The organism is Microvirga medicaginis, from assembly GCF_052658925.1.
Genome location: NZ_JBQWEL010000008.1, coordinates 201,000 through 215,151, shown reverse-complemented (window position 1 = coordinate 215,151; position 14,152 = coordinate 201,000). Strand labels below are relative to the sequence as shown.

Below are 14,152 nucleotides of genomic sequence, written 5' to 3'. Positions count from 1 at the left end.
AGACGCGCTCGGCAGGAAGGCGAACCGCATCGACGTGCCGCTGCCGCCGGGCGACGTGCTCGAGACGCGGGCGGACGTGACGGACCTGCGCCGGGATGTCGGCTTTGCGCCTTCAACATCCCTCAAGGACGGCGTCAACCGCTTCGTCCAATGGTACAAAGATTATCATAAGGCTTGAGATGATCATTGCCCTTTCCGTTATTTCAGCGGCAATCCTCTCAGCTCTTCTCACGGTTGCGTTGAAGCCATTGCTGATCCGTTATGCCTTGGCACGCCCCAATGCACGTTCGAGCCATAAGGCACCTACGCCGCAAGGGGCAGGCATCGCGGTTCTGGCCGCTGCCATCTTCGTGACCGGAGGTGCCGCAGTCTTTTTAACCCTGCCCCTTCTCGAGTTCCTGATGATTGTCGGCGGCGCAATAATCTTTGCTCTTGTTGGAATGGCCGACGATATCAAGCCAATGCCTGTGCGGCTTCGCCTCGCTATGCAGTTCACAGGTGTGATCCTCCTGGTCGGTCACCCAGACTCGCGTCTTTTTCCTGAGCCTGTGCCGTTTATTCTCGAATGGGCCCTCATCATCCTCGGCGGCGTGTGGTTCGTGAACCTTGTGAACTTCATGGATGGCTTGGACTGGATGACCGTCTCTGAAATTGTGCCCGTCACGGCATTCATCGCAGGGCTCGGTCTCGTTGATCTTCTGCCGATGTGGATCGCGGTTCTGGCTGCTGCGCTATGCGGCGCTCTGCTTGGGTTTGCCCCTTTCAACAAGCCGGTCGCCAGAGTCTTTCTCGGCGATGTGGGCTCTCTTTCCATCGGCCTTCTCGTCGGTTGGATGCTACTGCAGCTCGCAGGAGCAGGCGCACTTGTCGCGGCCATCCTCCTGCCTCTCTACTACCTGATGGACGCCACCATCACCCTCTTCCGCCGCCTCGCAAGACGCGAGCGGATATGGGAGGCGCATCGCAGCCATTTCTACCAGCGCGCCACCGACAACGGCTTTTCCGTCATGGCTGTCGTCACGCATGTCTTCATGCTCAATCTCGCACTCGCTGCCCTTGCGGCCATGACACTTGTTTGGCCCTCGAGCGTTGTGCAGGTTGCAGCCTTGGCTGCAGGACTTCTTCTCGTCGGCCTGGTTCTCCGGCGCTTTTCCCATCCCCGCGTGATGGCACCTGTGGAGGTTTCCCGATGAATGCACCCCTGATTGCGCTCACCGGCTCAACGGGATTCATCGGCCGTCATCTCCTCAACGCGCTGCCGAAACGCGGTTACCGAATCCGCGTGCTGCTGCGCCGCCCCTCAGACGTGCCGGAGGGCGCATCGAGCGCCGTGATCGGCGATATCGCCTCTCCGCAGAACATGACGGCGGCCTTGCGCGATGTGGACATGGTGATCCATTCCGCAGGTCTCGCGCATGCCATGACGGGGCAACCGGAGAACGATTATCGCAGCATCAACACGGAGGCGACGATCAAGCTCGCCCAGGCCGCGGAGCGCGCCGGCGTGAAGCGCTTCGTGTTTCTCTCCTCCATCCGCGCACAGAGCGGACCGGTGGCGGAAGGCGTTCTCACCGAGGAGATGGAGCCGAATCCCACCGATGCTTATGGACGCTCGAAGCTGGCCGCGGAACAGGGCCTGAGGGAGCTTAACATCGATTGGGCCGCGCTTCGCCCGGTTCTCGTTTATGGGCCCGGCGTGAAGGGCAATATGGCGGCGCTCCTGAAGCTCGCCCATTCTCCCTGGCCATTGCCGCTCGGCGGCTTGAAGGGAAAGCGCTCACTGCTCTCCCTCGACAATCTCACGGCGGCCCTCGACACGCTTCTGAAAGCGCAAGGACCTTTGAGGCGGCCCTTCATCGCAGCGGATCCGGAACCGGTGACGGTGCCTGAAATCATCACGGCTCTTCGCAAGGGCTTTGGACGCGGCCCGGGGATCATCCCCGTGCCGTCCTTCGCGCTGGGCGCTGCTGCTGCACTGATGGGGAAGGGAGAAGCCTATGAGCGTCTCTCAGGCTCGCTGGTGGCAAGCCCGGAATCCTTAAGGAAACTCGGTTGGCAGCCTGTTATCGAGACGCCAGACGGGCTGGCTGAACTGGCACGACAGGCTGCAGATTCTGCTGGCGACGCTTGAATTCGGGAATCGCATCCTCGAACACCCGCTCTGCCGTCGCGCGGTCTCCAGCGGCAATGGCCCTGGCCAGCGTTTTCAGCCATTGATCGACTTTGGCGCGATCCGCGAAAATGGGCTTGGCGGCCATGACGCCGTCGATGCCGATCTCGGTGCGGGGCTCTTCGCGGGCAAACAGGATTTCGTGCAGGCGCTCGCCGGGACGCGTGCCGGTCACGGAGATTTCGATGTCCTCACCAGGCTCATAGCCGGCCAGACGGATCATGCGCTCGGCAAGCTCATAGATGCGCACGGGCTGGCCCATCTTCAGAACATAGACGGAGGCACGTTCGTCGCTGTTCGACGTCTGCATGCGGATGCGGTCCTCGCCCGCATGGGAGGCGGAGGTGAGCACGAGATCGGCCGCCTCGCGCGTGGTCATGAAATAGCGCACCATGTCCGGATGCGTGACGGTGACCGGTCCGCCGCGGGCAATCTGCGTCTTGAACTTCGGCACGACGGAACCGGCGGAACCCAGCACGTTGCCGAACCGCACGGCGATGATGCGCGTCGCACCATTGCGGCCCATGAACTCGGCATCGAGTGCCTGGCCATACATCTCGGCGAGCCGTTTGGTCGCACCCAGCATCGAGACAGGATCGATGGCCTTGTCGGTCGAGATCATGACAATCTCGGAGACGCCAGCCTCGACCGCCGCATCGGCCACGTTCACGGAACCGAACACGTTGGTCTTGATGCCTTCGGCCCAGTTCCGCTCGAGATAGGGAACGTGCTTGAGAGCGGCTGCGTGGAAGACCACGTCGGGACGAAAATCATTCATCACCTCCTGCACCCGCTCGCGGTCGCGCACGTCGGCGATGACGCCGTCGACATGGGTGTCGCTGGAGAGAAGGGTGGGATTTTCCAGGATGTGGTGCAGGGACGGCTCGGAGCTCTCCAGGATCATCAGATCGCTCGCGCCGAAAGCCACGACGCGCATGCAGATTTCCGAGCCGATGGAGCCACCGCCGCCGGTCACAAGAACGCGCTTGCCGCGAATGAAATTTTCAAGCCGCTGCCGGTCGATCTGCACCGTGGGGCGTAAGAGGAGATCCTCGATCTCAAGCGGCGCCAGCTCCGCATCGCGCATGCCTTCACCAAGGCTGGTCACGCGCACTAGCGGAAGACCGAGACGGCGAGCGCGGGTGAGCAGCATGTCCGGATTGGCCTCGGGCACGAGGGCGCTCGGCGTCGCCACGAGACGGCGGATCGATTCACCCCGCTCATGGAAATCCTGCACCACCTGATCGAGATCAGCGAAGGTGCCCAGCACCGGCACGCCGCGAATCGACTGCCCGAGATCATCGATACGGTAGGACAGGATGCCCATAGGGCGCATTTTCTTGACCGTGCCCGTCTCGATGGCGCGTAGGATCACCTCGATATCGGTGCCGCGCCCCAGAAGCAGGATCGGCGTGTTCGAGTCGCGGCCGAGGGTATGGCGCGAGCGGGCATATTTGAAATAGCGGAAGGCTAGGCGGGGGCCGCCCAGCAGAAACATCTGGATCAGCCAGTAGAGGGCGATCGTGATTTTGCCGAAGAAGAACGAGCCGAAGAACTGCGGCGAGAGCACAATATAGTCGGTGATCAGCAACGCCAGCGCCAGGACGGTCGAGGCCCGGAAAATATTGAACAGATCAGGCAGGGAAGCGAAGCGCCATTTGGAGCGGTAGAGATGAAAGAACCAATAGACAGCGCCCGCGAAGGCGATGAAAGGTGGCAGGAAAATCGGCAGATAGACCAGGCGCTCCTGCAGAAGCGACCCCTCAAAGCGCACGCCGAATGTCGCGAGAACGGCAATACCCGTCATCACGAGATCATGCACGATGATAAGCGCTTTCTTGAATTCCTGCCGCTTCATTGCTTTGCCAAACTTTAAACCGGGGGTATCGGCCCGGCTCTCCCCTTTGTCAATGTAATATTATCGCCCGTCTCACGGCCCTCAGCCGCCGCGCCCGGGTTCCGCCAGCGGGCGGTCCGCCACCACGACGAGGTGCCCTCCGTCGTGGGAGACATGCGCCTGGATTCCGAAATTGGCGGCAAGCAGTTCCTCCGTCAAAACCCTTTCCGGCGGACCGGAGGCTGCGACAGTTCCTTGATTCAGCAGGATGATCTCATCTGCGAAGCGTGCCGCCAAGGTCAGATCGTGCATGATGGCCGCAACCGTCGTGCCGGCTCGGGCCTGCTTTTTAAGGACATCGAGAACGATGAGCTGATGGCGCGGATCGAGCGCAGCGACGGGTTCATCGGCGAGGAGAACCCGTGCCTGCGTCGCGAGAGCGCGGGCCAGGAGCACGCGGGCACGCTCGCCGCCCGATAATTCCGTGGCCGGCCGGTTCTCAAAGCCTTCGAGGTCGACCGCGTGGATTGCACTGGCCACAGCCTCTTTGCCCTTGAATGACAGGCCGTCGGGATTTTCGCCATGAGGCATGCGGCCGAGTGCAATGACCTCAGCTACGGGCAGCGGCCAGGCGACGCTTCCGCCCTGCGGGAGATAGGCGATGCAGCGCGACCGCTCCCGGGCGCTCATCCGTGGAACCGGCTGCCCATCGAGGGTCACCTGTCCTGCGGTCGGTTCGAGCAACCCGGCGAGGGTGCGCATCAGCGTGGTCTTGCCCGCGCCGTTGGGCCCCACGATCACGGTGAAACGGCCCGAGGGCAGCGTGAGATCGACGCGCGAGAGCGCATGGCGTCGGCCGAGATCGACGGCGAGCGAATGGGCGCGAAGCTCGGTCATACGGGCATCTCCGCGAGCTCGGCCTTGCGGCGGGCGATCACCCAAAGAAAGAACGGCACGCCAAGAATGGCGGTGAGCACACCGACCTTGATCTCCGTCTGGGACGGGATGAGGCGCACGGCGCAATCGGCGGCGAGCAGCAAGACCGCCCCTGCCAAGCCTGAGGGAACGAGGGTGCGAGCGGGATCATAGCCTGCGAAGGGACGCACCAGATGAGGTGCGACGAGGCCGACGAAACCGATGGAGCCCACGACCGCCACCGAGGCTCCGGTGCCGATGGCGGCCCCCGCCACCAGCAGAAGCCGCAGGCGCATCACGTTGACGCCGAGGCTCCGCGCGGTCTCCTCACCGAGAGCCAGCGCCCGCAAGCCCATCGAGGAGGAGAGGACGAGGACGGAGGCTGCAAGGATGAAGGGTGCGGCGAGCCAGACATGAATGATCGAGCGATCCTCGAAGGAGCCCAGCAGCCAGAACACGATCTCGGTGACGGCGAAAGGATTGGGCGAGAGGCTGATGGCCAGCGAAGTACCGGCACCCGCAAGACTCCCAACGGCGAGCCCCGAGAGTACGAGAACCACCACGGTGGCCCTGCGCCCGGCCACCGTCACCACGAGCGCGACGGAGAGAAGCGCCCCAAGGATCGCCGCAAAGGGCAACGCCCAGGAGAGGGCGCCCACGAGGCCGGAATAGAGCACCAGCACCGCGCCGAAGGCGGCGGCCTGCGGCGCACCGAACACCGCCGTGTCGGCGAGCGGATTGCGCAACAATCCCTGAAGGCCCGCTCCCGTGAGGCCGAAGATCCAGCCGATCAGGAGGGCGAGCAGCGTCCTGGGCAGGCGGATGTCGCGCACGACGATGCTCGTGCTGCCCTGATCCGAGACGAGCGCCGTCAACGCCCTGGAGGGCGTAATCGGGGCAGGCCCGATGACGAGGGAGGCGAGGCTCAAAGCTCCGATGAGGAGGATGAGACCGAGGATGAGAGGCAGCCGGGACGAGCGCATGAAGGAATTCGGTGTTGTCGCATCCGCGATAGCAACAGCATCGTCGGGTGTCACCCTATGTTACGGGTTCAACCCTGGCGCTCTTCCGTGATACGAACGCATTCACGTCATCGCCCACTGCTTGAGGAACCGGCATGAACCGTTTGTTCGCCAACCTGCCCACCACTGTCTTCGAGGTCATGTCGAGCCTGGCTCGGGAAACCGGCGCCATCAATCTCGGCCAGGGCTTCCCGGACGATCCGGGGCCGGAGGACGTGCGGCGCGCGGCGGCGGATGCGGTGCTCAACGGCTACAACCAGTATCCCTCGATGATGGGCATTCCGGAGCTGCGCTCCGCGATCGCTGCCCACTACAAGCACTGGCAGGGCCTTGATCTCGATGCGAACACCGAAGTGATGGTGACCTCCGGCGCGACGGAAGCGCTCGCCGGCGCGATCCTCGGCATCGTGGAGCCGGGCGACGAGGTGGTGCTGTTCGAGCCCATGTACGATGCCTATCTGCCGCTCGTGCGACTCGCCGGCGGCATTCCGAAATTCGTCACGCTCCAGCCGCCCCATTTCCGGCTGACGGAAGAAGCTCTGTCGAAGGCTTTCTCGCCGAAGACCAAGGCCGTGGTGTTCAACAACCCGCTCAATCCCACGGCGACCGTATTCTCGAACGAGGATTTGGGCCTTCTCGCGGAATTCTGCCGTAAGTTCGACGCCATTGCGATCTCGGACGAGGTGTGGGAGCACGTGGTGTTCGACGGTCGCAGGCATCAGCCGGTGCTGGGATTGGAGGGCATGCGCGACCGCTCGGTGAAGATCGGCTCGGCGGGAAAGATTTTCAGTCTCACGGGCTGGAAGGTGGGTTTCGTGGCGGCTGCACCGCACATCATGAAGGTGCTGGCCAAATCCCACCAGTTCCTCACCTTCACCACGGCCCCGAACCTGCAGGTCGCCGTGGCCTACGGCCTGGCCAAGGACGACAGCTATTTCGAGGACATGCGGAAGAATTTTGCCCGCAGCCGCGACCGCTTCACGGAAGGTCTGAGGACGCTCGGCTTCGACGTGATCCCGAGCCAGGGCACCTACTTCCTCAACATCGACATCACGCCGCTCGGCGAGACCGACGATGTCGCCTTCTGCCGCCGCCTCGTCATGGAGCACGGCGTCGCCGCTATCCCCGTTTCTGCCTTCTACGCGGAAGGGGCGGTGAAGAACGTGGTGCGCTTCTGCTTCGCCAAGAAGGATTCCACCCTCGACGCAGGCCTGGAGCGGCTGGCGGACATGGTGAAACGGGCGGCCTGAGAGGTGAAGACAAGCGTCTCCTCCACGTCCGCGCCGTCAACAGGCCCGTTCCGTACGGCCTTGACGCGAGAGAGAATAGGATTTCAAGTAACCGCCTAGCCGAGCACGGCTTTTTCTCTCTTTTCTCGAGGAGTTCCCACCCCTGATGATCCGTCTTCTCGCTTCGGTTGCTCTGGGCCTCGGCCTTGTCACCGCCGCCGCCGCTCAAGAGCGTGTGGTCAACGTCTATAACTGGTCCGACTATGTGGACCCCAAGGCGCTGGACGAGTTTACGAAACAGACCGGCATCAAGGTGGTCTACGATACCTACGACAACAACGAGATCGTCGAGACGAAACTGCTCGCCGGCAAGTCGGGCTACGACATCGTCGTGCCGTCCGGCCCCTTCGTGCAGCGTCTGATCGGCGCCAAGGTATTCCAGAAGCTCGACAAGTCGAAGCTTCCGAACCTCGCCAACCAATGGCCGGACGTCACGCAGCGCCTCGCCGTGTTCGATCCCGGCAACCAATATGCCGTGAACTACATGTGGGGCACCACCGGCATCGGCCTCAACGTCAAGAAGGTGAAGGACATCCTGGGGGACGTCCCGCTCAACACCTGGGATCTGGTGATGAAGCCGGAGATCTCCTCGAAGCTCAAGGCCTGCGGCATCTACATGCTCGACAGCCCCGAGGACCTCTTCCCCGGCGTGATGGCCTATCTGGGCCTCAACCCCGATTCTAAGCGCAACGAGGATCTGACCAAGGCGGGCGACGCCCTGTTCCGCATCCGCGGCAACATCCAGAAGTTCCATTCCTCCGAGTACATCAACGCGCTCGCCAACGGCGATATCTGCGTGGCGGTGGGCTATTCGGGCGACATGATCCAGGCCAAGAAGCGCGCCGAGGAAGCCAAGAACAATGTGGAGATCGCCTATGTGATCCCGCGCGAGGGTGCCCTCATGTGGTTCGACAGCTTCGTGATCCCGGCGGATGCCAAGAACGTGGCCGAGGCACACGAGTTCATCAACTTCATGATGAAGCCCGAAATCGCCGCCATGAACACGAACTACGTGTCCTATGCGTCGGGCAATCTCGCCGCCAAGCAGCATATCGATCCGGCGATCCTCAACGATCCCGGCATCTATCCGGACGAGGCCACCATGAAGCGCCTCTTCACCAACACAGCCTACGACGAGCGCTCGCAGCGCACCGTCACCCGCCTGTGGACCCGGGTAAAGACGGGCCGTTAATCGCCCGCTCAGGATTGATCCTGAATGATGTTACAGCCCACCGAGCTCCGCCCCCGGGCGGGGCTTTTGTTTTTGGAAGGATCTTCGACCATGCGCCTCGCCCTCGCAGCGGCTCTCGGCCTGGCTCTCGGCCTCGCCTCCCCGGCTCTTGCGCAGACCTCGGCTCCCCGTCAGCCGACGATCAGCGTGATGGGGACTGGCGAAGCCGAGCTGAAGCCGGATTTCGCGAATCTCTTCGTGAGTGTGGAAACCGAAGCGCCCACGGTGGCGCAAGCCTCCGCGGCCAACAGCGCTGCCACGGAGCGGGTCCTTGCGCGTATTCAGGGTCTGGGAATCAAGAAAGAAGACATCCAGACAGCCAATTTCCAGGTCTTCAAGATCGAGCCCCCGATGGAGAAGATGAGCCTCTCGAGGGATTCGAAGGATGCGCTGAAATTTGGGGCCACCCATCAGCTGCTAATCAAGACCCGTGATCTCGATGGCGTCGGAAAGCTCGCGGGCGAGATCCTCGCCAGCGGGGATATGACCTTTCAATCCGTGTCCTTCGGCCTCGATCGTCAGGAAGAGGGCGGGGACAAAGCCCGCGAGGCGGCCGTGCGCGATGCCAAGCGGCAGGCAGATGTCTATGCCGCCGCCGCAGGCGTTGCGCTGGGCCGCCTGATCGAAATCCGCGACGGCTCGGCCCAGCCCTTCGAGCCGCAGCCCGAGATGCGCATGCGGATGGCCGCCGCCAAGAGCGCTCAAGCCATTCCGCTCGTGCCCCCGGCCACGCTCCGCTACACCGCCAACGTGCAGCTCGTCTGGGAGCTGGCGCAGAAACCCTGACGAAGCTCCCGCCGGCGTCAGGCAGCCCTGACGCTGGCGAGGAACTGGTGGATCTCGCGGCCGAGGCGCTCGGCCTGTTGGTCCAGCGCGGCGGAGAGATTCGCCACGGCGCGGGCCGCATCGAGAGAGCGGATGGCGACCGTCTCGGTGGTTTCGATCGCCGAGGCTCCAGCCTGCGCTTCCGTCGACACCTGAGCGACGGAACGGGCGATGTCGGAGACCGCCACCGTCTGCTGGCTTACGGTGCCTGCGACCGTGGAGACCACGCCCGCAAGATCGTCCACGGAGGCCTGTACGGAACCGAGCGCCACGAGCGTCTCGCGGGAAGCGGCCTGCACCGCCTCGATCTGCCGTGCGATCTCCTCCGTCGCCTTGGATGTCTGGCCCGCCAGATCCTTCACTTCGCTTGCCACGACGGCGAAGCCCTTGCCGGCCTCGCCGGCGCGCGCCGCCTCGATGGTGGCGTTGAGCGCCAGCAGGTTCGTCTGCGAGGCGATGGTGCGGATGAGATCGGCCACCTGCCCGATATGGGAGGTCGCCTCCGCCAGAACCGTCATGCTGCTGGAGGCCTCGCGCGCCTCCGCTACGGCACGTTCGGAAGCCTGAGTCGAGGCGCTCGTCTGGGCCGCCACTTCGGCCAACGACGCGTCGAGCTCTTCCGCGGCGCTCGCCACGGCCGCCATGTTCTGCGACGTGCGCGACGAAGCCGTGCCGGCGACCTGTGCCTGCTGGGTGACCTGATTGGCTGACCCCTCCAGTTCTCCGGAAGCCGTCGTGAGATCACCGGTCGCACGGCGGACCTCGCCGAGGATCTGCTCCACGGACGCATCGAAGCTGGCGATCGCCTCGGCGATGGTCTGGGCGCGCCGCGCCTCGAAGGCAGCCTGCCCTTCACGCTCCTGCGTCAGCCGCTCGCGCTCGCGGGCGTTGTCGCGGAAGACCAGAACCGTGCGCGCCATGGCACCGATCTCGTCGGACGCGGTGGTCGACGGAACCTCGACGCTCGCATCGCCATCGGCCAGGCGCTTCATGGCCTGCTGCAAGCGAGAGAGAGGAAGGGAGATGGATCGGCCGACGAGGAAGTTCAGGGCCAAGCCCAGCAGCAGCGTGATGCCCATGGCCCAGAGAATCAGGGTGAAGGTGCGCTGCTGCGACGCCGTGAGAGCCTCAGCGGTTCTCTGTGCTTCGGTGTGAACCTTGGCCAGGAGCTGGTCGAGCACGGGCACGAGCAGATCGAACTGACCTTTCAGGCGCTCGCCCTGGCCTGCAACCTGCTGCTCCAGCTCCGCCCAGGAACTGAAGGCCTTCTGGTAAGCGTCGCCGGCTCCTTGAATCGACGCTTTTTCGGTGGCGATCTCCTCGGGAAGCTGCGCCAAGGCGCGGGTGAAGCGGCCCTGATCGACTTCGAAGGCGCCGAGCAGGCTCTCATCCATCACGAGACGGAAGCGGGCCTCCTGCCTGAACAGGCCCAGGGTCGCCGCCCATAAACGCAAAGAGGCCGCTTCGCCGTTTCCGGCAAGCGGCCTGACCAGTTTCTCCAGGTTCTCTTCCGCAGCCAGGAGGCTCCCCAGCGCCCCTTCATCCACCTTGTAGCCGATACCGGCATAGAGCTTGTCGAGGGCGGTGCCCTGCTCGATCAAAGTCGCTGAGCGGCCTTTAAGCTCCTTCACCTCCGCCTCGATCAGGGCGGCTCCTGAAGCGGAGCCCATTTCATCGAGTTGGGCAGCAAGAGCCTTGTGCTGGTCGAGAAAGGCTTGTCCATGATGGCCCTGGCGGGTTGCCGTCCATTCCAGGGTGACGGCCTTCAGAGCATCGGCCCGGCCGCGGAACTGATAGGCCTTCTCGGCCAGGGCCACGTAAGTCTGCTGCGTCTCAAGAGCCGCCTCCACTTCGCTCCGGCCCGCTTGAAAAACGGCGCCGATGACCGCGAATCCAACCACCATGACGCCGCTCAGGGTCGCCACACGCACCCTGACAGACGGCCAACGCAAGCCAACAAGAGACATTGTCCCGGTTCTCCCCCATTATTGGGGACACCCTAGCGAGGCTTGCTTGCGCGAAATTGGCGTCGCGGAATGAATACCTGACGATTGAGGGTGAGATCAGGCTGCCTTCGGCAGCTCGGTCATGATCGCGTAGAGCGCAGCCGCATCCTTCGTGGCGCGGACCCGCTCGATGAGACCGGGCTCGCGCAGCACCCGGGCCACGCGGGCGAGAGCCTTCAGGTGGTCCGCGCCTGCTCCTTCGGGCGCCAGGAGCAGGAACAACACATCCACCTGCTGGCCGTCGAGCGCCTCGAAATCGATTGGCTTCTCAAGCCGTGCCACCAGGCCGAAAATGCGAGTGAGGCCCGGAAGCTTACCATGGGGAATGGCAATTCCCTCGCCGATCCCGGTGGAACCGAGACGCTCGCGCTGGAGAAGGGCCTCGTAAATGGTGTTCTCAGGTAAGCTCGTGAGCCTGGCCGCATGGAAGGCCAACTCCTGGAGAGCCTGCTTTTTGCCGCTCACGCGCAGGGCGGGCAGAACGGCCTGAGGGTCTAGAAAATCCAGCAAGGGCATCGATCACGCTGCATTAAGATGAGAAGCCTCATGGCCTCACACCGTTCCAGGCAAAAACCAGGCCAAGAGGGGGTAACCCCCATCAAGGCTGAGCGGGCGGTGGGTCGACCCAACCGATCGCCCCGTCGCCGCGGCGGTATACGACGTTCACGCGGCCGGTGCTAGCGTGGATGAACACGAGAGCAACCGCTCCCGTCAGATCGAGCTGCATCACCGCATCGCTGACGGACAAGCGATGAAGCGGTTTCGTGGTTTCCGCAATAACGACAGGATGATAGCCCTCCTCCTCGACAGCCTCGTCGGTCGGCGATTCGAGCACCGAGTAGGGTGCCTCCAGACCGGTTTCGCGCTCATTGCCGGGAGCGGCATGCTCCTTCAGCCGCTGCTTGTAGCGGCGCAGGCGCTTTTCGATGCGAATCGCGGATTGATCGAAGCTGGAATAGGCGTCCTGAGCCGCACCCGAAGCCTCGATGGTCATGCCCGAGGTCAGATGGAGCACGCAATCGGTCCGAAAGCCGGTGCCGTCGCGAGCCACCGTCACATGGCCGGAATAGCCGCCATCGAAATATTTCGACATAGCTTCCGCCACACGCGCCTGAACCTGGGATCGAAGGGTCTCACCGATATCGAGATTCTTGCCCGAAACCCTCAGCGTCATGGCGATCTCCCTTAGAAGCGCCCATTTTTATGGGACTGGCTTTGAAGCCATCATGACCTTAACCTAGGGCAAAGCAAGCGCCATTGCAGGATGTCATGAGGTTCTAGAAGCGATGCCGTCTCCGGCGCTCCGCCGAAGAAGGAATACGCAAGGCTTCCCGGTATTTGGCGATGGTCCGGCGGGCGACATCGATGCCCTCGGCTTTCAATACTTGTGCAAGTGCCTCATCCGAGAGCACCTTGTGCGGCGCCTCGGCTTCGATCAGCTGCCGGATGCGGTGGCGGACGGCCTTGGCCGCATGCTCCCCCTCGCCTGTCGCTGCGTTCAGGAAGAACTTCATGGGATACGTGACGCCACCCGCGCCGATGGCCTTATTGGCGACGACGCGCGAGATCGTGGATTCGTGCATCCCAATGGCTTCGGCCACGCTTTTCAGGGTCATGGGCCGTAAAGCCGCGATACCTTCTCGAAAGAAGCCCTCCTGCTGGCGCACGATCTCGGTCGCCACCGTCAGGATGGTCTTGGCCCTCTGGTCGAGGCTGCGGGTCAGCCAGCTTGCCGTCTGCAGGCAATCGGAGAGAAAGCTCTTGTCCTCGGCCTTGCGCACGGCTTTCGCCACTTCCGTATAGTAGGTGCGGTTGAGCAGGACGCGCGGCAGGGTATCGGGGTTGAGCTCCACGATGAAGCTGCCATCGGCGGCCGGGCGCACGAGCACGTCGGGCACGAGTACGTCGATGGGTGCGACCGTGAAGGCAAGGCCGGGCTTCGGCTCCAGGTGGCGGATCTCGACGAGCATATCGACGAGGTCCTCGCGATCGACGCCGCAGAGTTTCTGGAGCGCTGCGAAGTCCTGTTTCGCCACGAGATCGAGACGCGAGAGAAGAATCTGCATGGCCGGATCGAGCCGGTTCCGCTCTCGCAGCTGGATCTCAAGGCACTCTCGTAAGTTGCGCGCACCGATTCCCGAGGGCTCGAAGTTCTGGATCAGTTTCAGGGCAGCTTCAGCCTGCTGCGGAGATACCTGAAGCCGATCGGCTACATCCTGAAGAGCCTCGGTGAGGTAGCCGGCCTCGTTCAGGTTATGAATCAGATGACGGCCGATCTCGCGCAGGGTGTGATCGGCAGAGGCGAGGTCGAGCTGCGCTTCGAGATGATCCGTCAGGCTCTGCGCACCAGCGAGCGTTGCTTCGAGCTCGGGCTTCAGCTCGGAATGAGCGGAAGCCGAAGCCTGAGACGAGGCTCCGGCAACGACCTCTCCCTGCGCCGGCGGCGAGCCGGGGATCATGCGCCCACCGGCATCGGCATATCTCTGCTTGGCACGCAGGAAATCGGCGAGGCTTGGAAGCCGCGCATCTCCATGCGCCTCCGCCTCCTGCAGGAGCGGATTGCGCTCGAGCTCCGCCTCCACATAAGCGGCAAGCTCCGCATGGGAGAGCTGCAGCAACTTGATGGATTGAACGAGCTGGGGAGTCATCGTCAAGGACTGGCCCTGGCGCAACTCAAGCCGTTGCATTGAACTCATGACGGCACCCAACGCATTTCAGGCACGTTTCTTGCATGCCTAATTCTTTTACTGCGATGTCTGCCGTGACGTCAAAAGGCAGATCGTCCTAGCGCATCGTGCGGAAAAGCGGACCCGGTTTTCCGCCCGAACGATAGGCTGCTCGAAAAGGGAGCACCTGC

Annotated in this window: 12 protein-coding genes; 5 read left to right on the top strand and 7 right to left on the bottom strand. The window is 63.2% G+C overall.

The genetic code is table 11. The features are described from left to right. The first annotated feature begins 179 nt into the window (after positions 1-179). Together ACUXUR_RS12990 and ACUXUR_RS12985 are read left to right on the top strand one after the other, a co-directional pair. Positions 180-1,193 (top strand): MraY family glycosyltransferase, encoded by a 1,014-nt coding sequence (locus ACUXUR_RS12990; RefSeq protein WP_445502768.1) that lies wholly within the window; start codon positions 180-182, stop codon positions 1,191-1,193. Then, positions 1,190-2,131, top strand: a complete 942-nt coding sequence (locus tag ACUXUR_RS12985; protein WP_445502767.1) for an NAD-dependent epimerase/dehydratase family protein — start codon at positions 1,190-1,192, stop codon at positions 2,129-2,131. Before ACUXUR_RS12990 ends, ACUXUR_RS12985 begins: the two co-directional genes overlap by 4 nt. On the opposite strand, the gene ACUXUR_RS12980 is transcribed toward ACUXUR_RS12985, so the two are convergent. The 3 genes from ACUXUR_RS12980 to ACUXUR_RS12970 all read right to left on the bottom strand — a co-directional run bounded on the left by ACUXUR_RS12980 (position 2,064) and on the right by ACUXUR_RS12970 (position 5,905). Continuing rightward, on the bottom strand, positions 2,064-4,028 hold the full coding sequence (locus ACUXUR_RS12980; RefSeq protein ID WP_445502766.1) for an SDR family NAD(P)-dependent oxidoreductase: 1,965 nt from the start codon (positions 4,026-4,028) through the stop codon (positions 2,064-2,066). The genes ACUXUR_RS12985 and ACUXUR_RS12980 overlap by 68 nt on opposite strands. Before the next feature lie 81 nt (positions 4,029-4,109). Beyond that, the gene (locus tag ACUXUR_RS12975; protein ID WP_445502765.1) at positions 4,110-4,904 is read right to left on the bottom strand and encodes an ABC transporter ATP-binding protein; all 795 of its coding nucleotides are present in this window, start codon (positions 4,902-4,904) and stop codon (positions 4,110-4,112) included. Further along, on the bottom strand, positions 4,901-5,905 hold the full coding sequence (locus tag ACUXUR_RS12970; RefSeq protein WP_445502764.1) for a FecCD family ABC transporter permease: 1,005 nt from the start codon (positions 5,903-5,905) through the stop codon (positions 4,901-4,903). Before ACUXUR_RS12970 ends, ACUXUR_RS12975 begins: the two co-directional genes overlap by 4 nt. A gap of 134 nt (positions 5,906-6,039) precedes the next feature. Here ACUXUR_RS12970 and ACUXUR_RS12965 point away from each other — a divergent pair, with 134 nt between their 5' ends. From ACUXUR_RS12965 to ACUXUR_RS12955, 3 genes are all read left to right on the top strand, one after another. Beyond that, entirely contained in the window at positions 6,040-7,194 is a 1,155-nt protein-coding gene (locus ACUXUR_RS12965) for an aminotransferase (RefSeq protein WP_445502763.1), read from the top strand. 145 nt (positions 7,195-7,339) lie between these two features. Further along, on the top strand, positions 7,340-8,425 hold the full coding sequence (locus ACUXUR_RS12960; RefSeq protein ID WP_445502762.1) for a polyamine ABC transporter substrate-binding protein: 1,086 nt from the start codon (positions 7,340-7,342) through the stop codon (positions 8,423-8,425). A gap of 90 nt (positions 8,426-8,515) precedes the next feature. Then, positions 8,516-9,250: an SIMPL domain-containing protein gene (locus tag ACUXUR_RS12955; protein ID WP_445502761.1), complete on the top strand. Its 735-nt coding sequence runs from the start codon at positions 8,516-8,518 to the stop codon at positions 9,248-9,250. A 17-nt stretch (positions 9,251-9,267) separates the two neighbouring features. Here the strand turns inward: ACUXUR_RS12955 and ACUXUR_RS12950 are convergent, their stop codons facing one another. The 4 genes from ACUXUR_RS12950 to rpoN all read right to left on the bottom strand — a co-directional run bounded on the left by ACUXUR_RS12950 (position 9,268) and on the right by rpoN (position 13,991). After that, entirely contained in the window at positions 9,268-11,256 is a 1,989-nt protein-coding gene (locus tag ACUXUR_RS12950) for a methyl-accepting chemotaxis protein (protein WP_445502760.1), read from the bottom strand. A 96-nt stretch (positions 11,257-11,352) separates the two neighbouring features. After that, positions 11,353-11,811, bottom strand: coding sequence for a PTS IIA-like nitrogen regulatory protein PtsN (gene ptsN / locus ACUXUR_RS12945; RefSeq protein WP_445502759.1), 459 nt, complete (start codon positions 11,809-11,811; stop codon positions 11,353-11,355). An 82-nt stretch (positions 11,812-11,893) separates the two neighbouring features. After that, positions 11,894-12,469, bottom strand: coding sequence for a ribosome hibernation-promoting factor, HPF/YfiA family (hpf, locus tag ACUXUR_RS12940; RefSeq protein WP_445502758.1), 576 nt, complete (start codon positions 12,467-12,469; stop codon positions 11,894-11,896). 103 nt (positions 12,470-12,572) lie between these two features. Further along, positions 12,573-13,991, bottom strand: a complete 1,419-nt coding sequence (gene rpoN / locus ACUXUR_RS12935) for an RNA polymerase factor sigma-54 (RefSeq protein ID WP_445502757.1) — start codon at positions 13,989-13,991, stop codon at positions 12,573-12,575. Positions 13,992-14,152 lie beyond the last annotated feature (161 nt).

What these genes read in the sequence shown, in the direction of transcription:
- ACUXUR_RS12990 (WP_445502768.1), top strand. Translation starts at nt 180, where the DNA reads ATGATCATTGCCCTTTCCGTTATTTCAGCGGCAATCCTCTCAGCTCTT.
- ACUXUR_RS12985 (WP_445502767.1), top strand. Translation starts at nt 1,190, where the DNA reads ATGAATGCACCCCTGATTGCGCTCACCGGCTCAACGGGATTCATCGGC.
- ACUXUR_RS12980 (WP_445502766.1), bottom strand. Translation starts at nt 4,028, where the DNA reads ATGAAGCGGCAGGAATTCAAGAAAGCGCTTATCATCGTGCATGATCTC.
- ACUXUR_RS12975 (WP_445502765.1), bottom strand. Translation starts at nt 4,904, where the DNA reads ATGACCGAGCTTCGCGCCCATTCGCTCGCCGTCGATCTCGGCCGACGC.
- ACUXUR_RS12970 (WP_445502764.1), bottom strand. Translation starts at nt 5,905, where the DNA reads ATGCGCTCGTCCCGGCTGCCTCTCATCCTCGGTCTCATCCTCCTCATC.
- ACUXUR_RS12965 (WP_445502763.1), top strand. Translation starts at nt 6,040, where the DNA reads ATGAACCGTTTGTTCGCCAACCTGCCCACCACTGTCTTCGAGGTCATG.
- ACUXUR_RS12960 (WP_445502762.1), top strand. Translation starts at nt 7,340, where the DNA reads ATGATCCGTCTTCTCGCTTCGGTTGCTCTGGGCCTCGGCCTTGTCACC.
- ACUXUR_RS12955 (WP_445502761.1), top strand. Translation starts at nt 8,516, where the DNA reads ATGCGCCTCGCCCTCGCAGCGGCTCTCGGCCTGGCTCTCGGCCTCGCC.
- ACUXUR_RS12950 (WP_445502760.1), bottom strand. Translation starts at nt 11,256, where the DNA reads ATGTCTCTTGTTGGCTTGCGTTGGCCGTCTGTCAGGGTGCGTGTGGCG.
- ptsN (WP_445502759.1), bottom strand. Translation starts at nt 11,811, where the DNA reads ATGCCCTTGCTGGATTTTCTAGACCCTCAGGCCGTTCTGCCCGCCCTG.
- hpf (WP_445502758.1), bottom strand. Translation starts at nt 12,469, where the DNA reads ATGACGCTGAGGGTTTCGGGCAAGAATCTCGATATCGGTGAGACCCTT.
- rpoN (WP_445502757.1), bottom strand. Translation starts at nt 13,991, where the DNA reads ATGAGTTCAATGCAACGGCTTGAGTTGCGCCAGGGCCAGTCCTTGACG.